The organism is Bifidobacterium oedipodis, from assembly GCF_012932425.1.
Taxonomy (GTDB): Bacteria; Actinomycetota; Actinomycetes; order Actinomycetales; family Bifidobacteriaceae; genus Bifidobacterium; species Bifidobacterium oedipodis.
Genome location: NZ_JAAIII010000010.1, coordinates 1 through 25,844, shown reverse-complemented (window position 1 = coordinate 25,844; position 25,844 = coordinate 1). Strand labels below are relative to the sequence as shown.

Genomic DNA, 25,844 nt, shown 5'->3' with positions numbered 1-25,844 from the left:
GCATGCGTATGTTTACATTGGTAACGCTGAGCGATAATGAGTTTGTCGAATTTTCCGCTCGACATCCTCAAGGAAATTTCCAACAAACCGCAAGCATGGCTCGGATGAGGCGTTCCGAAGGCAAAACCGTCGAATTGCTGGGCGTAAAGGAACAGGGAGAGCTCAAGGCTGCCGCCTTGCTGCAGATTTTGCACACTTCAGGTTCGAGCTTTGCTTTGGTCCACGATGGCCCGCTGTGCGATTACGATGATTTTGAGCTATTGTCGTTTTTTGTCAAAGAACTGAAGTCGCATGCCAAAGCCCATGGCGCGGCTCAACTCGATATCACTCCCGAACAGGTGTACCGTCTGCATACGCAAGAGGGCGAACCGACCACGCCTGCCGATGATGCGATGATAAAGAACCTGAAAACCTTGGGTTTTGAGCATATGGGCTTTACCATCGGCTACCCTGCAGTTCCGCGCTGGCGTTGGGTGAAAAATCTTGAAGGAATTCAAGATGAGCAGAGTCTGCTTGCTTCCTACGCCAAATACCGTCGCCGTAATGTGCGTATCGCTCGAGAATCCGGCGTGCACACCCGCCGACTTGGACGCGATGAACTGCATATTTTCCATGAGCTTTGCGAAATCAGCTGCAAGAAGCAGGGATTCCCGAACAGGCCGCTGAGTTTTTTTGAAGCCATGTATGACGCTTATGGCGATGACATTGAATACAGGCTTTCGGAAATTCATTTTGATGAGTATCTCGCGACATGGCAGGACAAGCTTGACAAGCTGGAAGCCACAACGGCGAATATCACCAAAGAGTTAGCAGGCAAGTGCTCCGAAAAACGTGCAAAACAGCTTAATGTTCAGCTCGAAAAAGCCTCTCAGGACATCGCGCCGGTGCAACGTCGAGTTGCGGACGCCAAGGCGCTCATTGAGCGGTATGGCAAGGTGAAGCCTGTCGAGGCTGCAATGTTCTTGTATCATCCCCGCGAGGTGGTATGCACGACCAGCGGTGCAGATGGTGATTTCGAACGGTTCTATGCTCCCGCACTGATGCATCATGAAGTCATGCTCACCTGTATTCAACGAGGGATTCATCGGTTTAACCTCTATGGTGTGAGCGGGCGGTTCTCCAAGGACGATAATCCCGATTATGGTGTGCTGGAGTTCAAGCAGCGGTTCAATGGTTTTGTGGAAGAGATGCCGGGAGAATTCATTCTTCCGGTAAAGCCGCTGGTATATGCGTTAAAGAAGTTCGCGCACAAGCTGTTGAAGCGTTGAAATATTGATGAGAATGGTATTGGAAAAATGAACATGAAGGCTGTGCCTATTACTCCTGATGAGCTTGATGAGCTGTCTCTCCGTCATCCGCAGGGTGGGATGCAGCAATGCTCGCAGATGCAAGTGTTAGCTGCGCATCGTACTGAGTTCAGCGATATCGTTGGAGTGAAGAACGATAATGGTGATATTGTTGCCGCTGCGCTTATCGAATACACGAGAGGGCATTTTGGCATAGAAGGATCCATATGGTTCGGTCCGCTATGTGATTTTCATGATATGGCTATGTTGAAAATCATGACCGATGGCATTCGTTCAGCTGCTGCCTCACGTGGAGCGATTTCGGTTACCTGCTGGCCGAATGTCGAATATCTTCGTCATGAATCCGATGGCGCTCCGAATGGTGAAAAAGACGATGCCACCATTAACAATCTGACGTCGCTCGGTTGGCATCACGCCGGTTTTGGCACGGGCTACGGTTCGGTATGCAATCGTTGGAACTATGTCAAGGATCTCAATGGCATCGCTGATGAGAAGGTACTGCTCCACTCGTATGATAAGCGTACGCAGTGGAGCGTGAAACGTGCTCAATCCATGGGCGTGCATGTGCGTGAGCTGGATCAATCGGAGTTTCCGATTTTCGCGAATATTGAACGGAATACGGCCGAACGCCGTGGCTTCGTAGCGCGTGATGAACAGTATTTCCATGATTTCAAGGATGCTTTCGGTGCTCAGGCGCGGTTTATGCTTGCCGAGATCCATATTGCTGAATATGTTTCCCAAATGACCGCCAAGCGTGACGCACTTACCGAAAAAGTGCGAACACTGCAAGCGAAATATGATGAGCATCCGACCACCAAAACAGAACGTCAGTTGGGCGAGGAAACCCGTAACCTCGAAGCGGCGAACAAACGACTTGACGAAGCCACCGAGTTCGCCAAAAATGGTGATGTTTTACCGGCAGCAGCTTCATTATTCGTTGAGCGCCCACGTGAAATGGTGTATTTGTTCTCCGGCAGCTTGGAGAAATACAAGCCATTCTATGCTTCCGCACTCATTCAGCATTGGGCGATGAGCCGATGCCTAGAAGCGGGCATTCCGCGCTACAACTTCTACGGTATTTCTGGTGTGTTCAACGATCCTGATGATGAAGGCCGTGGCGTGTTGGAATTCAAGCAAGGCTTCAACGGTTATGTGGAGGAGCTCGTTGGCGAATTTACATTGCCGGTGAACAAGCTCCGTTTTGGCATTAAGGAAGCCGCTTCCAAGTTGCTGCATAAATAGCGTTTGTATCGGTATTCCGTGAGTGACGTGGTGACGGCCAGTTCACTGCCGAGAACGGGATGCTGCGCCTTGGAGGCGGAAGCATGGAAAATCCCCTGCATGTTCTGTTGAGAATATGCAGGGGATTTATTTGAGCCACCTGAATGAATCGAACAGACGACCTGCCCCAAACGAAGGGGCCGCTCTACCACTGAGCTAAGGCGGCATGATTCTTCGTTGGAATCTTCATTCCTTGAGAACCTTTATGAAGGTTAGGAATGGGTGTGGACTGACGTCAGTGCGAGTTTCGTTGGCCCGTGTGTCGCCTTACGGGGCTTTGCATTGAGCTTGGATCCGGTCACACGCCCATCAGTGCGTGGGCCACCGACATCATCACTAGCGAAATGATGGCCGTAATCGACAGCGAAAAGCCGGCGAGTTTGGCGTTGCCCAGCACCTTATCGGTGAACAGGGTAGAGAAGATCGCGATTGGCGCGAGCACACTCAGCACTGCCACCGCACGGATCGACGGATCGAACGGCAACAGGAACCATGCCGCGAAGGCGAAAGCGATGGAGAACGGCAAACGCCAAGCGATTACCGCTAGCACTTCCATGGTGTCATGCTTATTTTCCGGCAGATCCATGAGCATACCCACCATGAACATAGCGATGAATGCGTTCGCGTTGCTCAGCGGCTGGCACAACGTGGCAATCCAGCTGGGAATGGGGGCCTGCGCCAGCATGAGCACAATCATGAGCAGATAGGTATCAAATGGCACGGATCCGAAGAAGCTTTTGCAAATATTGCGCACCAGGGCGCGGCGTGCCAGACGGCGGGCGTCCTTGTCCTTCGGCTTGACATAGGGCAGTGTGGGGGCATCTCCGGCATGCTGTTCGGCCAGTGTCTTGCCGGGTTGAATATGCAGCAGCTGCTGGGTGAGCACATTCGTGCCGCCAGCCACCATAATGCAGTTGCCTACATCAAACATGGCCGCCGGCACCACTGCACCTGCACCCCAGAAGGCCTGGGACACGGGGAACACGAAGCAGCCGAGGTTGTAGCCGGCACCGTTGAGCATGAGGAAGGCTCGATCCGTCACATTGCGCTTGCGCGTGGCGAAGAAGATGAACACCACAGGAATCAGTGCGGTAAAGAACGCGAACAGTGTGAGCCACAGCAGCGAAATGTCGTGGGGATTCGTGGCGAAGGAATAGATGATGGCGCCGGGCAATACAAGATTGAATTCCGCGGTTTGCAGCACACGATAGTCGCGCTGGCCAAACAAGCCGAAGCGCTTGAACAGGTAGCCGGCGAGGATAATCAACAGCAGGCCAACGGGCGATAGGATAGCGGACACAAACGCCTCCCGGTAAATCCATGGTTTCTCTCAGGTCCTGACGTATTGCAGGGTATCACCGGGGTGCGCAGGGCGTGTATTTGTTGCAGTGATGTGTGCAAGAGCGGCACCAATACTAGCACCGCATGGTGCGCGAGATGGGACTTGAACCCACACGTCAAAGACACAGGAACCTAAATCCTGCGCGTCTACCAATTCCGCCACTCGCGCGTGAACGACATTACTGTAGCAAGCAGTATGCCCAGAACATGCGGTAGGTAACCATGAATATGAAAAACCCCGGTCGAAACCGGGGTAGTGAGGGAGCCACTTGACAGAATCGAACTGTCGACCTGCTCATTACGAGTGAGCCGCTCTACCGACTGAGCTAAAGTGGCTGGGTTCGCGGAAAGCATTTCGCTAGCCGCGCACAAGAAGAAGAGTATAGGGCAGCCCCTGACAAAAGTCCAATCGCCCTGATGTGACCTTGTGTCGCGCGCGAAGTTGCGAATACCGTCACGCATTGTATGACGGGTGAAATTGCATGGGTGATGCAGATGGGGTTATGGGCGTGTTTTGCATGATGCCGCACGGAGTGTTTGCGTGATGCTGTGAGTGGGGTTCCTATCAATACGCCGCAGGGCATTTTTGTGCTGTCATGTCCGCTTTTGTAAGTATCTTGGTAACTGATACGGAGCGTTGCGTGCATTTGCCATACATGCTCCAATCAATGATGAAAGGAATGGAATTCATGGCCATCAATCCTCCCGTTGACGCCACCCAGACTCCTGCATGGGCCGCGTTGCAAAAGCACTATGACGAGCTTCAGTCCGAGGGCATCAGCCTCAAGCAGTGGTTCGCCGAGGATGCGGATCGTGTCGAGAAGCTGTCCTTCGAGGCCGGCGACCTGCACTTCGACCTGTCCAAGAACCTGATCAAGCCCGAAACCCTGTCCCTGTTCGCCGATCTGGCCAAGGCCGTCAAGCTCGACGAGCGCACCAAGCAGATGTACACCGGCGTGCACATCAACAACACCGAGGATCGCGCCGTGCTGCACACCGCGCTGCGTCGCCCGGCCGAGGACGAGGGCAAGTACATCGTCGACGGCCAGGACACCGTCAAGGACGTGCGCGACACCCTGAAGAAGATCTACGACTTCGCCGAGGATGTTCGCTCCGGCAAGTGGACCGGCATCACCGGCCGTAAGATCGAAACCGTCGTCAACATCGGCATCGGTGGCTCCGATCTGGGTCCCGTCATGGTGTACGAAGCCCTGAAGCCCTACGCGGACGCTGGCATCTCCGCCCGTTACATCTCCAACATCGACCCCAACGATCTGGCTGAGAAGACCCGCGGCCTCGACCCGGAGACCACCCTGTTCATCATCGTTTCCAAGACCTTCACCACCCTGGAGACCCTGACCAATGCTCGCGAAGCCCGCACCTGGCTGCTTGAGGAGCTGGCCGCCAACGGCGCCATCTCCGCTGGCGATGAGGCTCAGAAGGCCGAAGCCATCAAGAAGCACTTCGTCGCCGTCTCCACCAACCTGGAGAAGGTCGCTGAGTTCGGCATCGACCCGAACAACGCCTTCGGCTTCTGGAACTGGGTCGGCGGCCGTTACTCCGTCGATTCCGCCGTCGGCACCTCCCTGGCTGTCGTGTTCGGCCCGGCTCGCTTCGAGGAGTTCCTGCACGGCTTCCACGAGATCGACGAATACTTCGCCAACACCCCGTTCGAAAAGAACGTCGTTGTGCTGCTCGGCATGCTCAACGTGTGGTACCGCAACTTCTTCAAGGCTGCTTCCCACGCCGTGCTGCCCTACGATCAGTACCTGCACCGTTTCCCGGCCTACCTGCAGCAGCTGACCATGGAATCCAACGGCAAGTCCGTGCGCTGGGACGGCACCCCCGTCACCACCGAAACCGGCGAGATCTTCTGGGGTGAGCCCGGCACCAACGGCCAGCACGCCTTCTACCAGCTGATCCACCAGGGCACCCAGCTCATCCCGGCCGACTTCATCGCGTTCGTCAACACCCCGAACCCGACCAAGGATGGCGACCAGGACGTGCACGAGCTGTTCCTGGGCAACTACTTCGCGCAGACCAAGGCGCTTGCGTTCGGCAAGACCGCTGATGAGGTGCGCGCTGAGGGCACTCCGGAAGAGATCGTCCCCGCCCGCGTGTTCAAGGGCAACAAGCCGACCACCTCGATCTTCGGCGTGGCCCTGACCCCGTTCTCGCTGGGCGAGCTGATCGCGCTCTACGAGCACATCACCTTCGTCGAGGGCACTGTGTGGGGCCTGGACTCCTACGACCAGTGGGGCGTGGAGCTCGGCAAGCAGCTGGCCAAGCAGATCACCCCGGCCATCAGCCAGGATGATGAGGCTCTCGCCGCTCAGGATGCTTCCACCAAGTCCCTGATCGCCTTCTACCGCAAGAATCGCGAGTTCTGATTGTTAAGCTCTGAGTGCTGAACCTAGAACACTGAATGCCGTGCATAACATCATCGTTATGCACGGCATTCGTCTATATAGGGGCAAACGCACATCACGGGTGATTTCCGCACTTTTCAGATGTTGGGAGATTGCTGGGGATGGTTGGAATGTGCCGACGACTGTTTGTCGGGCCGATTGACCAACTCAGTCCACACGACAAACTAATCTGAACTATTGCTGTGTCGCGAGTTGGGTTGCCGCATAAACCCGCTCGTTTCAGGTCCAGTTGGGCGACGGAAGTTAGACTCCCAGCGGATCGGCAACTCCCCGTGGGCAAACTCACGGGGTTGAATATAGGGCCGGCCCAGCCGCGCCCCGAACCCATCGCCGGTATGCGGCGGCGAACGAGGAATAACAATGGTTAACGCTATTGAGGCTTTTGACGCCAAGCACATGAAGCCGGCCGAGGAAATCCCGGCCTTCCGTCCCGGCGACACCGTCGACGTGAACGTGAAGATCCAGGAAGGCAACAACTCCCGTATCCAGACCTTCACCGGTGTGGTGATCGCTCGTAAGGGTGCCGGTGTGCACGAGACCTTCGTGGTGCGCAAGATCAGCTTCGGCACCGGTGTTGAGCGTCGCTTCCCGCTGCACGCTCCGTCCATCGACTCCATCAAGCTGGTGCGTAAGGGCAAGGTTCGTCGCGCTAAGCTGTACTACCTGCGTGCTCTGCGCGGCAAGGCTGCTCGTATCGTCGAGCGTCGCGACAACTCCGCCAAGTGAGTGTGTGCTAACGGTCACGCGAATAAACCGTGAAATTCAGCCCGGAACGGCGAACGTTCCGGGCTGTTTTCATTCCAGCCGCGTATGATGGTGCGCGCATTATCAGCACTAGGAGGTTCCATGCAAGACGATAACGGGCGGATTCCCATGTCTTCGCCGAATCATGGCACCTCGCCTATGCAACCGTCCGCTCAACGTTCGGATGCCTTGGAGGATGGTATGGAGAACTCCGAAGCCGCCAGGGAGGCGCGTAACTTCCAAGTCGCCGATCATGGCGTTGATCCGACGCCTGTGCCGTTTACGGTTGAGGCATCAGCTACATCAGCAGGAGATAATATGAGCGCTCAGCCGCAGTCGACAAGAACTCGCTCCCGTGCCGCGCACAAGGCATCCCGTACGTCGGATGACCGGTTTACCCTGCGTGATTTCTTCCTGTGGTGCGGCATTCCCGTAGTCATCGTGCTGCTGATCCGCATCTTCCTGCTTGGCTTCTATGAAATTCCCTCCCGCTCCATGCAGGACACCATTCTGCCTGGCGACCGCGTTATCGCCAGCAAGCTGACCCCCGGTGTATTCGATTTGCAACGCGGCGACATAGTCGTGTTCAAGGATCCGAACGGATGGCTGGCCGACGAACAGTCAGATTCCATGCTTGGCAGCTATTTGATTAAGCGCCTTATTGGCTTGCCCGGCGACACGGTGGCGTGCGAGGGCGCTGGCCAGCCGGTTACGGTCAACGGCGTGGCCATCGACGAATCCTCATATATCCGCCCTGGCGTGGATCCCAGCGCCATCGCCTTCTCGGTCACCGTCACCGAAGGCCATGTGTTTGTAATGGGCGATAATCGCGCCAATTCGGCCGACTCCCGCTATCATCTGGAAGATGCCGACCATGGGCTGGTGCCCATATCTGACGTAGCGGGTACCGCATTCGTGACATATTGGCCGCTGGGGCGCATTGGTGCGCTTGAATCACATCACGAAGTATTTGACCAGGTACCGGACGCAAAGACGGGCGACGCATGATCACGCCCACGCTTGACCTCGAACATGAACTGGCAGGACAAGGCTACGATCTGATTGTCGGATTTGACGAAGTCGGTCGTGGTGCGCTGGCCGGGCCGGTGATGGTCGGATGCGCCGCTATCTGGGCGCAGAATATCCAAAATACCATCGTGCCGCCCGGTGTCGCCGATTCCAAAATGCTCACCGAGCATCGTCGCGAAGCTATTTTCGATGAATTAACCGATTGGGCCGCATCTTGGGCGGTCGGCGAAGCCAGCAATGCTGAAATCGACGAATGGGGTATCGCCTATGCGCTTGGGGTTGCCGCCCTACGTGCGTTGAGTCGGGTCGAACGCCAGTTGGATCGATTGCCGGCCAGCGTCGGCGCGATTCTTGACGGGCCAAGTGATTACATCACCAAGGCGCTCAACACCTTTGACGCGCCTGAGGTGCCGGTGCCCGCCGAGGTGACTTGTAGGGTCAAGGGCGATCAGCACTGCGCCACCGTAGCTACCGCCGCGGTTATCGCCAAAGTCACCCGTGACAGGCTGATGGTGTCGATTGCCGGCAGCGATGCACAATACGCGCCATATGAATGGAAAAAAAACAAGGGCTATGGCTCCGCTGCACACCGTGCTGCTATCGCCGAATATGGGCCCACATCACTGCATCGCACCAGCTGGCACTTGGTTTAAGCCGGTTGGCATTTGTTGGGTGGACGGCTGGAACCGATTGCTTGGTATAGCATTTTCCTTGCATAGCCTGGATCCAGCAATACATGATTCCAATACCTGATTCATAGGGCAGTGGCGACACGGCAGAATGTGAGCGTTCACGAATAATGGTTGGAGTGCGCTAGATTTGTAGAGTATCAGTGTGGAAACGGGCTATGCGATGGGCCCGCCGATTGGTGTAGGGAAGGTTCGAGTAGTTATGGTAACCAGCCGCAAAACCAGTAAACGTCCATCCATGTTCGAGGTGGCCAAGCTTGCCGGGGTGAGTCACCAAACCGTGTCACGCGTGATCAACGACTCGCCGGATGTATCCGATGCCACACGCGCTCGTGTGCAGGAAGCCATCAAACAGTTGGGATACCGTCCTTCAAACTCTGCGCGAGCCTTGGCCTCCCGCCGCTCGCGCACTATTGGTTTGATCGCCGGTGGCCTCAAATTCTTTGGTCCCATTTCCGCCATCACCTCCATCGAATCGATGGCGCGCGACCATGGGCTGTTCATGAGCGTGATGATGGTGCATGAGGCGCTGTGCACTCAAGCCGATTTTGACAACCTGTGCGACACGTTCATCGAACAGAACGTGGATGCGTTCATCTTTCTGACGCCGACTGACGTGATGTTCGCCGCCGCCTGCCGTGCCAAGGTGAACCAGCCGCGCGTAATCGTAACTTCCACCCATGGGCAGATGACCGTGCGCGAGGGGCTGAGTCTGATTTCCTCGGATAATAAACGGCGTACTGCCATGGTCGGCATCGACCAATGGGGCGCCATGGGCGAAGTAGTGCGACTGCTCGCCGAATACGGGCATAAAAGCGCCCTGTATTTCGCAGGTCCCAACGAGTGGCGCGATGCACACACCCGACTCGACGCCTGGCGCAAGAATGCGGCCATCCACTCCATTGACGCGCAGATCGTGCGTTGCCATACCTGGGACGCCGACGAGGCGTACGCCCAGATGAACCATATCATCGACGAGTATGGCCGAGCCGGCAGGCCTCTGCCCACATCCGTTGTTTCTGCGAACGACAGCCAGGCTGTTGGCATCTGCCGCGCCCTGCACGAGCATGGGGTGAGAATCCCGCAGGATGTCAGCGTTGTGGGCTTCGACGACATGTCTGGCATGGATAACATGTATCCGCCGCTGACCACCGTGCGCCCCGACTTCGAAGGTCTTGGCGTCGCGGCGATGCGTGAGGTGCTGCGTCTGCTGGGGGAGGGCGACGAGGCGTCGTTCTTGAACAGCCAGCATGGCGTTGGGCTGATCCCCGCCCAGGTGATGATCCGTCGTTCGCTGGGGCCGGCCGCGCACCGTTGAACGGGTTCATATGTACCGTTATCAAAACGTTATGGATGTGACACGACACTGAGTTGTGCCATGTCCCAGTTACAGGTACAATAATCCTCGGAAAATGTGAGCGCTAACAGCCCCCAAGGAAGGGGTCAAAAACCTTAGCGTTCCAAGGCAAAGGAAAGATATGGCAGCAATCGACAACGCGGCGGATACGGTCGCCGATATCGCCGAGAAGATTCGTGCAGGCAAGACCTCGCTTGGTATCGAATTCGGCTCCACCCGCATCAAGGCCGTCCTCATCGACGACAACTACCACACCATCGCATCCGGCGATTACGGTTGGGCCTCCCACTTGGAAGATGGCCTGTGGTCCTACAGCCAGGAAGAGATCTGGAAGGGCCTGCAGTCCGCTTACAGCTCCATGGCGCTGGACGTCGAGAAGGCTTACGGCGAAAAGCTCACCCGCATCGGCCATATCGGTTTCTCCGCAATGATGCACGGCTACCTCGCCTTCGACGAAAACGGCGAGATGCTGGTGCCGTTCCGCACTTGGCAGAACACCAATACCTCCGAAGCGCACAAGAAGCTTTCCGAGCTCTTCCAGTACAACATCCCTGAGCGCTGGGCCATCGCCCACCTGTATCAGGCTGTGCTGAACAAGGAAGAGCACGTCTCCCGCGTCAAGTACTTCACCACGCTGGCCGGCTACGTGCATTGGAAGCTCACCGGCAAGAAGGTGCTCGGCGTGGGCGATGCCTCCGGCATGTTCCCGATCGACCCGACCACCCACACCTATGAGGCCGAATTCATCAAGCAGTTCGATGCACTGCCCGAGGTTGCCGCCCAGCCGTGGAAGCTGGAGAACTTGCTGCCCGAACCGCTCGTGGCCGGCACCCCCGCTGGCGAGCTGACCGCCGAAGGTGCCAAGCTGCTTGATCCTTCCGGCGCACTGCAGCCCGGCATCACGCTCGCCCCGCCTGAAGGCGACGCTGGCACCGGCATGGTGGCCACCAATTCCGTGCGCGTGCGCACCGGCAACGTCTCCGCCGGCACCTCGATTTTCGCCATGGTGGTGCTGGAAGGCAAGCTCAAGGCCCTGCACCCCGAAGTTGATCTGGTCACCACCCCAGCCGGCGACCTCGCTGGCATGAGTCACGCCAACAACTTCACCTCCGACCTCAATGCTTGGGTGGGTCTGTTCGGTCAGTTCGCTGCCGCACTGGGCCAGCCCGTCGACGCCGGCACGCTGTATGGCACATTGTTCCGCGCAGCCATCGCCGACGATGTGGATTCCAACTGCGGCGGATTGATCAACTATCCGTTCCGCTCCGGCGAATTCCTCGCCGGCCTGCCCGAAGGCCGCCCGCTGTTCGCCCGCAGCCCTGAGGCCAACATGACCCTCGGCAACTTCATGCGCGCCCAGCTGTTCTCCGCATTCTCCCCGGTCAAGATCGGCATGGATGTGATGACCAAGGACGAAGGCGTGGCCGTTGACTCCCTCGTGGGCCACGGCGGCATTTTCACCACTCCGAAGGTCGCGCAGAAGATTCTCGCCGCCGCATTCAACACCCCGATCAAGGTCATGTCCACCGCCGCCGAAGGTGGTGCCTGGGGCATGGCAGTACTCGCCGACTACCTGTGGCACACCAACGAAGACCACACCAACCTCGCCGACTATCTTGACGGCCGCGTGTTCGCCGGTGCCACCGGAACCACGGAAACCCCGGACGCCAAGGACGTCGAAGGCTTCGAAGAGTTCTTCGGCCGCTTCCGCAAGGGGCTGCCGATTGAGCACACCGCCATCGAATCCATTGACTTGGAAGACAAGTAACTCCCACTTAAGGAAAGGAAACAACTATGGCTACTTTGGCTGATTATGGCCCCGAAGTGCGCGCCGAAGTCAAGCAGGTGCGCGAGGTCGTCGCCAACCTGCACGACCAGCTGATCAAGTGGAACCTGGTCGTGTGGACTGCCGGCAACGTCTCCCAGCGTCTTCACACCGCCGATCTGTTCGTGATCAAGCCCTCCGGCCTGCGCTACGAGTACCTGACCCCGAGCTCGATGGTCGTGTGCGACCTGGACGGCAACGTGGTCGACGGTTCCGAAGCTCCGTCCTCCGACACCGCCTCCCACGCCTACATCTACCGTCACATGCCTGACGTCTACGGCGTGGTGCACACGCACTCTACCTACGCCACCGCGTGGGCCGCCACCGGTCAGAACATCCCGTGCGGTCTGACGATGATGGGCGACGAGTTCGGCGGCCCGGTGCCGGTTGGCCCGTTCCGCCTGATCGGCTCCGAGGCCATCGGCGAGGGTGTGGTCGAGACTTTGAAGAAGTACCCGAAGTCCCCGGCGGTGCTCATGCAGAACCATGGCCCGTTCACCATCGGCAAGGATGCGGAGGGTGCCGTCAAGGCCGCCGCGATGACCGAGGAGGTGGCGCACACCATGTGGGCCGCCCGTCAGCTCGGCGACATCATCCCGATCCCGCAGGAAGATATTGATCGGCTCAACGACCGCTACCAAAACGTCTACGGCCAGCACTGATCTGATGGAGCGTCCTCGTCGTTGCTCCTCGGTTGCGGTACCTTTGTACCGCTTCCCTCGGTGCGCCTAGAGGACGCACGCATCAGATCAGTGCTTGCAGCACTCATGTGACGCCGGCGCCTTCCACGCCTTGAGGCCGCGCGCGTCAAATCAATGCTTACAGCACTAAGGCAAATGGCCTTTGTCGCCTCGACTCCGTTCGGCATGACGGAATACATCGTTAACTTAATAAACCCACAAACCACGAAGTAAGGAAGTAACCCATGGTTATGGAAAATCCCTTTGAGGGCAAGGAAATCTGGTTCGGCGTCGGCTCGCAGGACCTCTACGGCGAGGAAGCGCTGCGTCAGGTCGCTCAGCAGACCGGCGAAATGGTTGACTACCTCAACGCCACCGGCAAGATCCCGGCCAAGATCGTTCTGAAGCCCACCCTGAAGTCCTCCGACGGTGTCAAGGAATTCATGGTCGAGGCCTCCTCCAACCCGAACGTCATCGGTGTGATCACCTGGTGTCACACCTTCTCCCCGGCCAAGATGTGGATCCGTGGCCTCGAAGTGCTCACCAAGCCGCTGCTGCAGCTGGCCACCCAGCACCACAAGGAAATTCCGTGGGAGACCATCGACATGGACTTCATGAACCTGAACCAGGCCGCCCACGGCGACCGTGAGTTCGGTTACATCGTCTCCCGCCTCGGCATTCCGCGCAAGATCGTCGTCGGCCACTACACCGACCCTGAAGTTGCCGAGAAGGTCGGCACTTGGGCTCGCGCCTGCGCCGGCTGGGATGCTTCCCAGAACATGAAGGTCATGCGTTGGGGCGACAACATGCGTAACGTTGCCGTCACCGAAGGCGACAAGACCGAAGCCGAGCGCGTGTTCGGTGCTTCCATCAACACCTGGGCTGTCAACGACCTCGTCGCCGCCTACGAGAAGGTCAAGGACGATCAGGTCAAGGCCATGATCGAGGACTACAAGGCCAAGTACGACGTTGCCCCTGAGCTGCTCGACTCCCGCTATGACGAGCTGTTCATCGCCGCCAAGGAAGAGTGCGCCATGGTCAACATGATGCGCGAGAACGGCTGCACCGCCGGCGTTGACAACTTCGAAGACCTCGGCGCTCTGCCGCAGCTGCCGGGCGTTGGCCCGCAGCGCTTCCCCTCCGAGTATGGCTGGGGCTTCTCCGCCGAAGGCGACTGGAAGACCGCTGTCCTCGTGCGCATCGGTGCCGTCATGGGCTACGGCCTCGAAGGTGGCGCCTCCCTCATGGAGGACTACTCCTACAACTTCACCGAAGGCAACGAGCTCGACATGGGCTCCCACATGCTTGAGGTCTCCCCGTCCATCGGCACCATCGCCAAGCCGAAGCTGGCCATCTACCCGCTCGGCATCGGTGGCAAGTCCGACCCGGTGCGCCTGGTCTTCTCCGGCAAGCCCACCGACGCCGTCGTGGTCTCCATGGCCGACGAGCGCGAACGCTTCCGTCTGCTCATGGACGAGGTCACCGTCGTCGAGCCGCAGGGCTCCCTCAAGGAGCTGCCGTGCGCCCGCGCCGTGTGGAAGCCGAAGCCGGATCTGAAGACCGCCGTCCAGTGCTGGATCGCCGCCGGTGGCTCGCACCACACCTGCATGACCACCTCCGTTGGTCGTGAGGCTTGGGAGGACTTCGCCCGCATCGCCGGTGTCGAACTCGCCGTCATCGACGAGAACACCACCGCTCGTCAGTTCGAGCGTGAGCTGCAGCTGAGCGAAATGTACCACCGCCTCAACAACCAGCACTGATCTGATGCATTGTTAGTGTGTTGCAAGAAGCCCGACCGTTGTGGTCGGGCTTCTTGGCGTTAATGGCACTTCTTGCGGGCGTTTACGCGAAAAGTGCCATTAATCGTCAACAAATGTCGATTTAGCGGCACTTCTTATGGCTGTTCCCGCGAAAAGTGCCGCTAACGAACGATATACGGCATGTAGATGGCACTTTTTGAGGAAAATACATTGAAAAGTGCCGCGAGAAGGGTGTCAAACAACAACTTGGCGGCACGTATTGCATAGTGACATGCAATACGTGCCGCCAAGTGGCAAATGGTTGAAGGGGTGATGTCGTGCTTTTTAGTGCTTGTCGCCGTAGATTTCGGTGGCGATTACGTCGGCGAAGACGAGATTGACGGCCGGGCGCACCACTTTCAGCGACGGGGTCAGGCACTTGTTGTCCTGAGTGAACTGCTGATCGAGCACCACGAACTTGCGCACCGATTCGGCGCGGGACACTGTGGCGTTCGCCTTATCCACATACTGCTGGATTTCCTCGTGAATCTGCGCGTTCGCGGCCAGTCGATCAATCGGAGTGTCAACCGACAGGCCATGGGCGGGCAGCCACAGAGCCAGTGACTCCGGATCGAGCGTCACCAATGCGCCGATGAACGGGCGCTGATCGCCCACCACCACGCAATGCTCCACAATCGGGCACTTGGTGATCTCTTCCTCCAGTGGAATGGGGGAGACGTTCTTGCCGCCGGCGGTAATAATAATGTCCTTCAGACGGCCCGTGATCGTAATACGACCGGCGTCGTCAATGGTCGCCTGATCGCCGGTTTTCAGCCAGCCGTCCTCAGTGAATGCTTCGGCTGTTTTCTCAGGCAGATTATGGTAGCCACGGAACACATTCGGTCCCTTAACCTGCAACTCGCCGGTTGCGGTATCGATGCGCACCGACGAACCAGGCGCGGGCTGGCCCACAGTGCCGATCACATTATCGGTAACACGTGTGGCGGCGAACGGGGCTGCCGTTTCCGTCATGCCATACCCTTGAATCATCGGCAGGCCGATGCCATTGTAGAAGTGCGCCAAATCGAGCGACAATGGTGCGCCGCCGCAGGCCACATACTTGATGCGAGGGCCAAGCGCGCCGCGAACCGTGCGATAGACCAGTGCCTCATACTTGGCATGCTCGGCGATTTCGCCAATTGTATGCGCTTCGCCGGCCTGTTCCTTGCGGCTCCAAACGCGCGCCGCTTCGGCAGCTTTGAGGAACAGGCGCCCCTTGAAGCCCATGCCGGCCTTGTGCGAGGCGGCGTTGTACACCTTTTCGAACACACGCGGCACGCCCAGCAGGTAGGTCGGCTCGAAGGAGCGCAGATCAGGCAGCAGCGATTTGGTATCCGGCAGATAGCCCACCACGCCGTCGTCGGAGGCAATCGAAGCATACTGAATAAAGCGAGCGAAGCAGTGGGCGAGCGGCAGGAACAGCAGCAGACGCGGATGGTCGTCGAGAATCACCTCATGCAGCGCATCGGAAGCAGCCAAGGTGATGGACACGAAATTCCTGTGCGTCAGTTCCGCGCCCTTGGGATTGCCGGTGGAACCGGACGTGTACACGATGGTGGCCAGATCGTCGATGGATACCGAAGCCACACGCTCGTTGAACTCCTCATCCGAAACGGTGACGCCGAAGCCTTCCAACGCACCCAGCGCATTGCCATCGATCATCAGAATCTGGTGCAGGGACGGGCAGTGGTCTTTGATGGAATCCAAACGATCGAACCGTTCGCGATCGTCGGCGATGGCGAGTTTGACATTCGAATCGTTAAGGATGCGTTGCGCCTGGGCGGCGGAATCAGTGTCGTAGATCGGCACGCTTACCGCGCCGACGGCGGCAAGTGCGAAGTCAAGAATGCCCCATTCGAGGCGGGTGGCGGAGAAGATGGTTACGGCGTCGCCTTTGGCGATGCCAAGTGCGATCAGACCCTTGGCTGCGGCGACCACTGCGTTGTGGAATTCGCCGGCGGTTACGTTCGCCCAGTGCCCGGGGCCAAGTTTTTTGGCGGCGATCACCGTGTCTTCGCCGGTGCGGGCGATGCGATCGGTGAGTAGGGAATAAATGGTCTGATTATCGCGCAGTTCGGTGGCTTCGCCGGGTTCGGTGTATTCGGTCAGCATATGCGATTCCTTACGATTGCTGGTTGCGGTCCGGCGTCATGTCTTTGACATTTCCGGCCATTCTGCCAACAAGCTTACGCAAGCGTAGGTAGGGGAGTCGTTGTAATCCTCGCTAAAGTTCAGTGTCGTGTTTTGTGGGTTCGCGCAAGTGGGGAATGATGTCCACTATAACGATTTGATTACTTTTGTTCAAAGAGGAACTTTTATGAACTATTTTGGGCGTTTTGAGGCGAAAAAGGTATTAATATTCCTCTTCGGCAATAATGTTAGCGCTAACATGCACATATGCACACAGGCGTACTTCTTGCACATTAAGTAGAGGAAAGAAAAAATCCAAAGGGAGACTGCTATGAGTAGTGCAGCAGCAACCACCGCCGAGCCGGTTATGCCGGTTGAAGACGGCGATGACCACAAGCGTCGCGGATCCGGCCGTTACATCGTCGGCCTCGCACTGAGCGCCGGCCTTGCCGGTCTGCTCTACGGCTATGACACTGTGTCCATCTCCGGTGCCATTGATTTTCTGCAGGAGAAATATGCCCTGAGCCCCGCACTGCAGGGTCTGGTCATCAGCTCCATCATGATCGGCGGCGTGATCGGCGCAGGCTTCTCCGGCTTCCTGTCCGACAAGTACGGCCGTCGCAAGATTCTGATGTTCGGCGGTGCCTTCTTCTTCGTGGCTGCTCTGTGGAGCGCATTCACTTTCAGCCCTGTCACGCTGATCCTCGCCCGCGTCATCGGCGGTGTCGGCATCGGATTGGCCGCAGCGCTCGCCGTCACCTACATCACCGAATCCGCACCGACCAACATCCGTGGTGCCCTGACCTCGGCCTACCAGCTGCTGACCATCTCCGGTATCTTTTTGACCAACGTCATCAACTACTTCATCGCCTCTTCCGGCTCTCACAATTGGGGCATCAACATCGGCTGGCGTTGGATGCTCGGCATCGGTGCCATTCCGGCAGCCATCTTCGTGGCCGCCCTGTGGTTCTCCCCGGAGTTTCCGCGATTCCTGGTGCAGGCCGGTCGCGTCGAAGAGGGCTACAAGGTGCTCGAACGCATCGCCGGTTCTGACAAAGCCCGCCATGACGTTGAAGAGATCCAGGCCCAGATCAAGGAAGAGCGGGAAGCCAACGCCAGCTTCTCCGATCTGTTCAAGCCGGGCCTGCGTAAGGCCCTGCTTATCGGCATCTTCCTGGCCATCTTCAACCAGGCCATCGGCATGAACGCCATCAGCTACTACGGTCCGGTTATGTTCAAAGACATGGGCTTCGGCGGTAACACCGAATTCCTCGCCTCCTCCATGGTCGGCGGCATCGAGCTCGTGTTCACCGTGGTCGGCATGTACCTGATCGATTCTGCAGGCCGTAAGAAGCTTATGGCCGTCGGCTCCGGACTTATGGTGCTGTTCGCGCTCGGCATCTCCTTCGCCTACGCCAACAACTATCAGCTGCTGATGCTCATCTTCGTGATGTGCTTCACCTCCGCATTCGCCTTCTCCATGGGCCCGATCCCGTGGATTATGATCCCTGAACTGTTCCCCACCTACCTGCGCGGTCGCGCCACTGGTATCTGCACCGTGTTCCTGTGGGGCACCAACTGGGCCATCGGCCAGTTCACCCCGATTCTTATCGACTCCATCGGCGGCATGGGCACCTTCCTTGTGTTCGCCGGCACCAACCTGCTGTGCTTCCTCGGCGTCACCACCTTCGTTCCTGAAACCAAAGACAAGACTCTGGAAGAGATCGCCGAGCTGTGGAAGCCCAAGAGCGAACAGCACACCGGTGCCCAGCTTGAAGTGGTGCGTGCCACCGCCGATCTCAAGCAGGCCGAATCCGACATCAAGGCCGCCGAAGCCGAGCTGGCCCGCGCGCGTCGCGCCAAGGAGCGTGCCATCGCGATGAAGGCTGCCGCCGAAGCCCTGGTCGCCGCCCAGAAACGGTAAAAGGATGGAGTGGCTTCTTTGCTGAGCCGTTAAGCGGACAGCCCAGTGGGCTGTCCGTAGGCGAGGTGAGGGGCTTGCCGCGAAGGCTGGCGCAAGCCAGCACCTCAGTCGACGTGCCTTCGCACACCCTCCTTCGGTACGCCTTGAAGACGTACGCATCCTTTCACCGTTTTTGAAAATAGTGATAACGGGTTATAGGTATTGCTGATGCCAGAATATGGGCGCGGTGCATGATGTTCATGCCCGCGCCCTTAGCATATGGAAGGAATGTCGTCGGCTTTGCATGCTGCATCAGCTTTGCTGGCGATACAAGACGAACCTGACGGATCGTATGTGAAGGGAATAACAGTGGCTGAGAACCGCAATGAACTGAATAAGAACCTTGCCCAGATGCTTAAGGGTGGCGTGATTATGGATGTGACCACGCCCGAACAGGCACGCATCGCTGAAGATGCTGGCGCATGCGCCGTGATGGCCCTCGAGCGCATCCCCGCTGATATTCGTGCGGCCGGCGGCGTGAGCCGTATGTCCGACCCGGCGATGATCAAGGGCATCCAGCAGGCGGTGTCCATTCCGGTGATGGCCAAGGTGCGTATCGGCCACATCGCCGAAGCCCGTATTCTGCAGGCCATCGACATCGACTACATTGATGAGTCCGAAGTGTTGTCCCCGGCCGATGACGTTTACCACATCGACAAGAACCAGTTCGATGTGCCGTTCGTGTGCGGTGCCAAGAACCTCGGCGAAGCCCTGCGTCGTATTGCCGAAGGCGCGGCCATGATCCGCACCAAGGGCGAGCCCGGCACCGGCGACGTGATTCAGGCCGTGCGTCATATGCGCACGATGAACAAGCAGATCCGCGAACTTGTCGGACTGCGCGACGACGAGGTCTATGAGGCAGCCAAGCAGCTGGCCGTGCCTTACGATCTGGCCAAGTATGTGCACGACAACGGCCGCCTGCCCGTGGTGAACTTCGCCGCCGGTGGTGTGGCAACCCCGGCCGACGCCGCCCTGATGATGGAGCTCGGTGCCGAAGGCGTGTTCGTTGGCTCCGGTATTTTCAAGTCCGGAGACCCGGCCAAGCGCGCCGCCGCCATCGTGCAGGCCACCGCCAACTGGCAGGACGCCGATTTGCTCGCCCGCCTCTCCGAGAACCTCGGCGAAGCCATGGTCGGCATCAACGAAGACGAGATCGAAACCATCATGGCCGCACGCGGAGAATAGAAAAGTGGTCGTAGCAGTTGAATATATCAGTAAAGAGGAGTCGGATGGCGCCGAATCCGCGGCTCACGGCGTAACCGGCATTCTTGCAGTGCAGGGCGCGTTCGCCGAACATGCGTCCATGTTGGATAAGCTTGGCGCACCGTGGAAGTTGCTGCGCGCCGCCGAGGACTTCGACGAGTCCATCGACCGTGTGATCCTGCCCGGTGGTGAATCCACCACGCAGGGCAAACTGCTGCGCTCCACCGGCTTGTTCGAGCCGATAGCCGCACATATTGCGGCGGGCAAGCCCGTATTCGGCACCTGCGCGGGCATGATTCTGCTGGCCAGAAAACTCGATAACGACGACAACGTCTATTTCGGCGCGCTGGACGCCGTGGTGCGTCGCAACGCCTACGGCCGCCAGCTCGGCAGCTTCGCCGCCACCGCCGATTTCGGCGAGGTTAAGGACTTCCCGCTGGTGTTCATCCGCGGACCATTCGTGGTATCCGTGGGGCCGAAGGCCACGGTGGAAACCGAAGTCAACGGTAACGTGGTGGGCCTCAAACAAGGCAACATCATTGCCACGGCCTTCCATCCGGAATTAACCGACGACACCCGCATCCACGAATTGTTCCTCGCTTTATAAGCCTTTGCAGGCTTTGTGAGCAAGGTCTCTTTCCAGCAAGTCCGCTTTCCACTAAGGTGGGAGCGGACTTTTGATTTTGGCACGCGATCAAGCAAGGCAGGCAAATAATGTTCGACAAACGACTATTCCGACTGGCACCCGGCATCGGCAGACTGGTTGCCGGCAAGGTGGCCTGTATGTGGGTGGGTTTGCTGGCCAATATCGGCTTTATGATGGCTCTGGTGGGTCTGTTGGCCAGCCTGCTGGTCGCCGCCGATCCCCATATGTTCGCTTGCGACGCCGCCAGCGCAGCCGATTGCCCGACCAACCTGTTCGATGTGGCAGGTTTGGATTTCGCGCCTTTGCCCGGCGACGTGATGATTTATGCGTGCGTATTGGTTGCGTGCGTGCTGATGCGCTATATCGCCACCACCATTTCCGCCAGGCTCGGTACCGAAGCCGCAGAACGCGTTAAACTTGCCCTTCGCTCCGCACTGTATCGCAAAATGCTGGCCCTCGGCCCCTCCTACGCTTCCAAGGTGAGAACCGCTGACGTGGTGCAATCCGCCGGCGAAGGCGTTGAACAAATCCAAAGCTTCTTCGAACTGTTCCTGCCACAACTGTGCTATGCGCTGCTTGCGCCAATCACCTTGTTCGTCGTTATCGCACCCGTGAACCTGCCATCGGCGCTGACCATGCTGCTCATCGCGCCGCTGATCATCATCGTGACCGGCATCGTGTCGATGACGGCCGCGCGAGCCTTCAAGAAATACTGGGGACGATACACCGATATGGGCGCTGCGTTCCTCGACAACCTGCAAGGCCTGGAAACCCTGAAAACCTTCGACGCCGACGAGCGCGCCGCACAAACCATGGATGCCAAGGCCGAAAGCTTCCGCGTAATGACCATGCGCGTACTGCAAATCCAGCTGCGTTCGCTAACCGCCATGGATGTGGTCGCCTACGGTGGTGCGGCTGCGGGCATTGGCGTGGCCCTGTGGCAGTACGCTGTTGCCGACACCCCGCTTACGCTCGCCGGACTGCTGCTGATCGTGCTGTTGTCGGCCGAATTCTTCCTGCCGATGCGTCAGCTGGGCTCCTACTTCCATGTGGCCATGAACGGCATGACCTCCACCAAACGCATCTTCGCACTGCTGGATGCCCCCGAACCTGCGCACGGCAGCGCAACCTTGCCGGCCAATGGTGATGCTGGTGCACCGGATGGCCTTGAAGTGCGTTTCCATGATGTTGCCTATGCCTATGCAGCCGATACCATCAATGCAGCCGATAGCGTCAATGCAGCCGTTGCCTCCACGCCAGCCCTTGACGATATCAGCTTTACTGCCACCGCCGGCCAGCTCACCGCAATCGTCGGCGTGTCCGGCTCCGGCAAATCCACTGCCGCCGCACTGTTGGCCGGCACACGCGTCGGCTACAGCGGCACATTAACGCTGGGCGGGGTGGACGTATCCGCATTGGGCGGCGATACTCTCGCCGGCGCGGTCACCCTGATCGGCGCACGCAGCCACCTGTTCTCCGGCACACTGCGCGACAACTTGCTCATGGCCAAACCCGATGCCGGCGACACTGAACTATGGCAAGCCTTGGAATCCGCTCGTGTTGCCGACTTCGTACGTCAGCAGCCGCAGGGGCTTGACATGCCCATCGAACCGGATGCGGCCAACCTTTCCGGCGGCCAGCGCCAGCGCATCGCCATCGCCCGCGCACTGCTGCACAATAGTCCGGTGTTCGTATTCGACGAAGCAACCTCTAGCGTCGATGTGGAATCCGAAGCGCTTATCGTGGGCACGATTCGAGAACTGGCCAAGACCCATGGCAAAACCGTGCTGATGATTACCCATCGCATGGCCAACGCCGAACACGCCGACCGCATCGTGGTGTTCGATCACGGTCACAGCGTCGAAGTCGGCACCCATGCCGAGCTGATGGCCGCAGACGGCACGTATGCCGAACTATTCCGCACCCAGCAAAGCATCGAACAATTCTCCGATATCGAACAAGCCCCGGCTCAGGTCGTCGCTGACGGTGGTGCTTCGGCGAATAGCACTAAATCGCAGATAGCGGCCGAATCAGCGACAAAAGCTACGCAGCCGCCGCAACCGTTGCAAGCATCGCAGCCAGCACAACCCTCTGGCAACGATTCCGTTGCTGCAGAATCGGCAACAATGACTACGCCGCAACTGGTCATGCGATTGCTGAAGGAATCCAGTCCGTTGGCCGGGCTGATGGTCACCGCCACACTTGCCGGTACCCTTGGACATCTCGCTGCCACCTTCCTGCCGGTATTCGGCATCATCGCCGCGTTTGCGCTCGCCGGTAACCCAGTATGGTCCATGAGCGCCGGAAGCGCCATTGCGGCAATGATTGTGTGCGCGGTGCTCAGGGGAGTGCTGCGATACGTGGAACAGTACCTCAACCATAATGTGGCATTCCGTCTGCTTGCTTTCTTCCGCTCCAAAGCGTTCGCAGCATTGCGCCGCCTGGCACCTGCCAAACTGGCAGGCAAAGGCAAGGGCGATCTTATCGCTATGCTCACCACCGATGTGGAACTGCTGGAGATTTTCTTCGCGCACACCATCAGCCCGGTAGCTATCGCCATCGCCACCACCATAACCTATGTCATTGTTGCCGCGACGCTCAATCCTTGGCTGGCATTGCTGCTGATCGCATCCCACCTGATTATCGGTATTCTGGTGCCACGATTCTTCGCCACCGGTGTGCGCAATCTTGGCCCCGCCATCCGCGGCCAGGCCTCGGCGCTTGACACCGTCATGCTCGACGATATGCGCGGCCTTGATGAAATCATCCGTTTCGGCCAAGGCGAGATTCGCGCCGAAGCCATCGAGAAACGCACGCGCAATCTGTGGAAGGAACATGCGCGCCTGAGCCGCGCCAACGCACGATTCTCCGGCATCGGCGGACTGCTGGTCTCCCTGCTCACCGCGCTGGCGACCGTACTCGCCATCATGCTGGCTGCAACGCCAGCTAGCACAGGCACGGCTGGGTGGATCGGTCCGCACGCCATTCCCGCGCTGGTCACCGTGGTTGTGCTGCTTGCCAGTTCCTTCGGCCCAACACTGGCGCTCGCGGCCTTGCCTGCGAATTTGACGCAGACCTTCGCCTCCGCTAGACGACTGTTTGCCCTGATGGACGAGCAGCCGGCTGTGACGGAAACCGGCACCGCCACCCCTGCATATGATGGCATGGCAATGCGGCACGTCACGTTCGCCTACCAGAATGAAGCGCCGGTGCTATCGGACTTCTCGCTGTCGATTCCGCAGCATGGCGTGCTCGGAGTCCAAGGCCCGTCCGGGCGTGGCAAATCCACTATGTTGAAACTGCTGATGCGCTATTGGGATCCGCAAGACGGCGAAGTGATGCTATCCGACGTGCCGTTGCCGGTGATTGATGTGCACCAGCGCCGACGTATGCAAACCATGATGAGCCAGGAAACGCATCTGTTCGACGGCAACATCCGTGACAACCTGCTGATTGCGCTGCCTGAGGCCGAAGTGAACAAGCTAGGCGCACAAGATTTGGAGCACATGCTGCGCGAGGCTCTTGCCAAGGCATCGGTGCTGGATCTGATTGATTCGCTGCCCGAAGGACTTGATACGCAGGTCGGCGAACTCGGCGACCGCCTGTCTGAAGGTGAACGCCAGCGTATCGGCTTGGCACGTATGTTCCTGCGTCGGGCTGACTTGGTGCTGTTTGATGAGCCCACTAGCCGTCTTGATGCACTGAACGAAGCCGTGATCCTCAAATCGATCAGCACATTGGCCCACAGCGATGCAAGCCAAGTTGGTTCGCGTACTGATGCGGCCGATATTGATGCGGCTAACGATAACTCAGCCAACCAGCCGACCGGCGTTGCGGTTGTGCTCGTGTCGCACCGCGAATCCGCCATGCGCATCGCCGATCGCGTACTCACGCTCTAGTGCTTATTTTTGATGAGATCGTCCAGCGAATTGAGCGCATCACGCAGCGCGGCGTTTTCGCGGCGCAGCTCGACCGCATCCTGTACGGACGCACGCTCGGGAATCGGCGGCAAATCCGGCAGTTCAGGCAGCTGATCGTTTGCCGCGGCCGTTGCACCAGACTCAGGCATTGCTGCGCTGGTTGGAACATTGGACGAGGCGCCAAGAGGAGCGCTGTTGGCAGTGCTGGCCGCAGCTGCAGCACGCATCGCAGCCACATGCTGTTCCTGTGCCAACGCGTGATCTTCAATATCCTGCAAAGGCAAATCCACTGCAGTATTATGCAGGGAACTCACGTTGCCGCTAGATTCCGCTGCCTGATGCGGGCCGGGCACATGATCGAGATACCGAGTATTCTGGTTCGCCAACGCCGCCGCAGTCGCTGTTTGCTGGTAGGCACTGATACGTGCAACCAGTTGCCGGCGCATTTCCTCATTTTCCAGAGCGAACAGCTGCTTTTGCGCTGCCACACGGTCTCGTTCGGCCTGTTCGATAATGCCCAACGCTTGCATACGCTCGTTTTCCACCAACGCCAGCATGGATTCCGCCTGACGAATCTTCATATCAGCGGTATGAATGGCAAACTGCGCGGCGGTTCGTGGGCTATCCGGACTCCAATACCGTTCAATATCTTCCAGCGGACGATCCATGGTCTCCGGCAGCCAGATAACGCCAGCCAAGCATGCCACGTCCAATATGGCGAACAGCAGGAATGTGCCTGATGCACCGACATCGGTCAGCAGAATCGGTGTGAATTGCGCTATCGCCCAATTGGCGGCCAATAGAAAAGCCGTGCAGATGCCGGTGGCACGTCCGCGCAGATGATTCGGGAACAGTTCGGGAATCATAATCCATGGAATCGGGCCCATGGAGAAGGCGAATGATGCGGTGAACAGCATTACGAAAATGAAGGTGATCAGATCGGATTGTACGGCGAATCCCCAGCTGATGCCCACTGCAAATATGCACATCAGCGCACAGCCTGTAGCCATCAGCCGTTTGCGGCCTACCGCATCAATCAAATACATGCCCACCACGGTGAACACCAGTTCGATGGCGGCCACGCATGCAGACGCCAGAAAATCGGTGTCGCCGAAGAATCCCAGGCCACGCAGCATCGCCGGGCCATAATAAGAGATCACGTTCATCCCGATGGCCTGATTGGCCACGGCAAGAAAAATGCCGGCAATTAGTGCCTTGCGCAGGCCCGGCTGGAACAGATCGCGCAGCGAGGTGCCGATTTCGCGTTCGAAGCGCACCGAGTCGGCGATATTATCGGCTAGGGAACGGGCGCGATCGGTGCCGAAAATATGCTCCAGTACCGCAAAGCCCTTCTCATATTGCCCTGATTGAATCCTTGAATTTTCAGAGCAAGTGCAACGGGTGTGAATGATATGGGCCCATGGGTTCCCGATAGCATGGTGTTTGCTTACGACAACCAGACATCGGGAGGGCCCATGGGCCGGTACACCCATCTTACCTT

17 protein-coding genes and 3 tRNA genes are annotated in these 25,844 nt (G+C 58.3%); 14 read left to right on the top strand and 6 right to left on the bottom strand.

The features are described 5' to 3' along the window. Positions 1-2: 2 nt before the first annotated feature. Both G1C95_RS11900 and G1C95_RS11895 read left to right on the top strand, forming a co-directional pair. On the top strand, positions 3-1,268 hold the full coding sequence (locus G1C95_RS11900) for an aminoacyltransferase (RefSeq protein WP_169173169.1): 1,266 nt from the start codon (positions 3-5) through the stop codon (positions 1,266-1,268). A 27-nt stretch (positions 1,269-1,295) separates the two neighbouring features. Further along, positions 1,296-2,549, top strand: coding sequence for an aminoacyltransferase (locus G1C95_RS11895; RefSeq protein ID WP_417852283.1), 1,254 nt, complete (start codon positions 1,296-1,298; stop codon positions 2,547-2,549). 133 nt (positions 2,550-2,682) lie between these two features. Here the strand turns inward: G1C95_RS11895 and G1C95_RS11890 are convergent. From G1C95_RS11890 to G1C95_RS11875, 4 genes are all read right to left on the bottom strand, one after another. Further along, a tRNA-Thr gene (locus G1C95_RS11890) sits at positions 2,683-2,754 on the bottom strand. A 132-nt stretch (positions 2,755-2,886) separates the two neighbouring features. After that, entirely contained in the window at positions 2,887-3,888 is a 1,002-nt protein-coding gene (locus G1C95_RS11885; protein ID WP_169173168.1) for an AEC family transporter, read from the bottom strand. 126 nt (positions 3,889-4,014) lie between these two features. Then, positions 4,015-4,098: transfer RNA gene (locus tag G1C95_RS11880), tRNA-Leu, on the bottom strand. A gap of 94 nt (positions 4,099-4,192) precedes the next feature. After that, positions 4,193-4,265, bottom strand: a tRNA-Thr gene (locus tag G1C95_RS11875). Positions 4,266-4,618: 353 nt separating this feature from the next. Here G1C95_RS11875 and pgi point away from each other — a divergent pair. From pgi to araA, 8 genes are all read left to right on the top strand, one after another. After that, positions 4,619-6,319 carry a glucose-6-phosphate isomerase gene (gene pgi, locus G1C95_RS11870; RefSeq protein ID WP_169173167.1) on the top strand — a complete coding sequence of 567 codons (1,701 nt, stop codon included), beginning with the start codon at positions 4,619-4,621 and terminating at the stop codon, positions 6,317-6,319. Positions 6,320-6,718: 399 nt separating this feature from the next. Continuing rightward, on the top strand, positions 6,719-7,084 hold the full coding sequence (gene rplS, locus G1C95_RS11865; protein ID WP_169173166.1) for a 50S ribosomal protein L19: 366 nt from the start codon (positions 6,719-6,721) through the stop codon (positions 7,082-7,084). Between the two features lie 120 nt (positions 7,085-7,204). Next, the gene (gene lepB / locus G1C95_RS11860) at positions 7,205-8,110 is read left to right on the top strand and encodes a signal peptidase I (protein ID WP_169173165.1); all 906 of its coding nucleotides are present in this window, start codon (positions 7,205-7,207) and stop codon (positions 8,108-8,110) included. Further along, complete coding sequence (locus tag G1C95_RS11855; RefSeq protein ID WP_169173164.1) at positions 8,107-8,784, top strand: ribonuclease HII; 678 nt, start codon at positions 8,107-8,109, stop codon at positions 8,782-8,784. Before lepB ends, G1C95_RS11855 begins: the two co-directional genes overlap by 4 nt. A gap of 238 nt (positions 8,785-9,022) precedes the next feature. Then, positions 9,023-10,138: a LacI family DNA-binding transcriptional regulator gene (locus tag G1C95_RS11850; protein ID WP_169173163.1), complete on the top strand. Its 1,116-nt coding sequence runs from the start codon at positions 9,023-9,025 to the stop codon at positions 10,136-10,138. Positions 10,139-10,298: 160 nt separating this feature from the next. After that, positions 10,299-11,945: a xylulokinase gene (locus G1C95_RS11845; RefSeq protein WP_169173162.1), complete on the top strand. Its 1,647-nt coding sequence runs from the start codon at positions 10,299-10,301 to the stop codon at positions 11,943-11,945. 26 nt (positions 11,946-11,971) lie between these two features. Beyond that, a complete protein-coding gene (locus G1C95_RS11840) occupies positions 11,972-12,664 on the top strand; it encodes an L-ribulose-5-phosphate 4-epimerase (protein ID WP_169173161.1) in 693 nt (230 codons plus the stop codon). Between the two features lie 263 nt (positions 12,665-12,927). Further along, complete coding sequence (araA, locus tag G1C95_RS11835) at positions 12,928-14,442, top strand: L-arabinose isomerase (RefSeq protein WP_169173160.1); 1,515 nt, start codon at positions 12,928-12,930, stop codon at positions 14,440-14,442. Positions 14,443-14,766: 324 nt separating this feature from the next. On the opposite strand, the gene G1C95_RS11830 is transcribed toward araA, so the two are convergent. After that, a complete protein-coding gene (locus G1C95_RS11830) occupies positions 14,767-16,593 on the bottom strand; it encodes an AMP-dependent synthetase/ligase (protein ID WP_169173159.1) in 1,827 nt (608 codons plus the stop codon). A gap of 349 nt (positions 16,594-16,942) precedes the next feature. Here G1C95_RS11830 and G1C95_RS11825 point away from each other — a divergent pair, with 349 nt between their 5' ends. The 4 genes from G1C95_RS11825 to G1C95_RS11810 all read left to right on the top strand — a co-directional run bounded on the left by G1C95_RS11825 (position 16,943) and on the right by G1C95_RS11810 (position 24,322). Then, on the top strand, positions 16,943-18,535 hold the full coding sequence (locus G1C95_RS11825; protein WP_240947557.1) for a sugar porter family MFS transporter: 1,593 nt from the start codon (positions 16,943-16,945) through the stop codon (positions 18,533-18,535). Positions 18,536-18,883: 348 nt separating this feature from the next. Further along, the gene (pdxS, locus tag G1C95_RS11820) at positions 18,884-19,759 is read left to right on the top strand and encodes a pyridoxal 5'-phosphate synthase lyase subunit PdxS (RefSeq protein WP_169173158.1); all 876 of its coding nucleotides are present in this window, start codon (positions 18,884-18,886) and stop codon (positions 19,757-19,759) included. Between the two features lie 4 nt (positions 19,760-19,763). After that, positions 19,764-20,384 (top strand): pyridoxal 5'-phosphate synthase glutaminase subunit PdxT, encoded by a 621-nt coding sequence (pdxT, locus tag G1C95_RS11815; RefSeq protein WP_169173157.1) that lies wholly within the window; start codon positions 19,764-19,766, stop codon positions 20,382-20,384. Between the two features lie 107 nt (positions 20,385-20,491). After that, positions 20,492-24,322: a thiol reductant ABC exporter subunit CydD/CydC gene (locus tag G1C95_RS11810; RefSeq protein ID WP_169173156.1), complete on the top strand. Its 3,831-nt coding sequence runs from the start codon at positions 20,492-20,494 to the stop codon at positions 24,320-24,322. Here the strand turns inward: G1C95_RS11810 and G1C95_RS11805 are convergent. Continuing rightward, positions 24,319-25,844, bottom strand: a 1,526-nt coding sequence (locus tag G1C95_RS11805) for an MFS transporter (protein ID WP_240947556.1), incomplete at its 5' end; no start/stop codon positions are given. The two genes, G1C95_RS11810 and G1C95_RS11805, sit on opposite strands and share 4 nt — an antisense overlap.

Bases quoted from the DNA above. Each gene is read 5' to 3' on its own strand.
- G1C95_RS11845 (WP_169173162.1), top strand. From the start codon at position 10,299: ATGGCAGCAATCGACAACGCGGCGGATACGGTCGCCGATATCGCCGAG.
- G1C95_RS11895 (WP_417852283.1), top strand. From the start codon at position 1,296: ATGAACATGAAGGCTGTGCCTATTACTCCTGATGAGCTTGATGAGCTG.
- lepB (WP_169173165.1), top strand. From the start codon at position 7,205: ATGCAAGACGATAACGGGCGGATTCCCATGTCTTCGCCGAATCATGGC.
- G1C95_RS11900 (WP_169173169.1), top strand. From the start codon at position 3: ATGCGTATGTTTACATTGGTAACGCTGAGCGATAATGAGTTTGTCGAA.
- araA (WP_169173160.1), top strand. From the start codon at position 12,928: ATGGTTATGGAAAATCCCTTTGAGGGCAAGGAAATCTGGTTCGGCGTC.
- G1C95_RS11830 (WP_169173159.1), bottom strand. From the start codon at position 16,593: ATGCTGACCGAATACACCGAACCCGGCGAAGCCACCGAACTGCGCGAT.
- G1C95_RS11810 (WP_169173156.1), top strand. From the start codon at position 20,492: ATGTTCGACAAACGACTATTCCGACTGGCACCCGGCATCGGCAGACTG.
- G1C95_RS11825 (WP_240947557.1), top strand. From the start codon at position 16,943: ATGAGTAGTGCAGCAGCAACCACCGCCGAGCCGGTTATGCCGGTTGAA.
- G1C95_RS11855 (WP_169173164.1), top strand. From the start codon at position 8,107: ATGATCACGCCCACGCTTGACCTCGAACATGAACTGGCAGGACAAGGC.
- G1C95_RS11850 (WP_169173163.1), top strand. From the start codon at position 9,023: ATGGTAACCAGCCGCAAAACCAGTAAACGTCCATCCATGTTCGAGGTG.
- pgi (WP_169173167.1), top strand. From the start codon at position 4,619: ATGGCCATCAATCCTCCCGTTGACGCCACCCAGACTCCTGCATGGGCC.
- G1C95_RS11840 (WP_169173161.1), top strand. From the start codon at position 11,972: ATGGCTACTTTGGCTGATTATGGCCCCGAAGTGCGCGCCGAAGTCAAG.
- rplS (WP_169173166.1), top strand. From the start codon at position 6,719: ATGGTTAACGCTATTGAGGCTTTTGACGCCAAGCACATGAAGCCGGCC.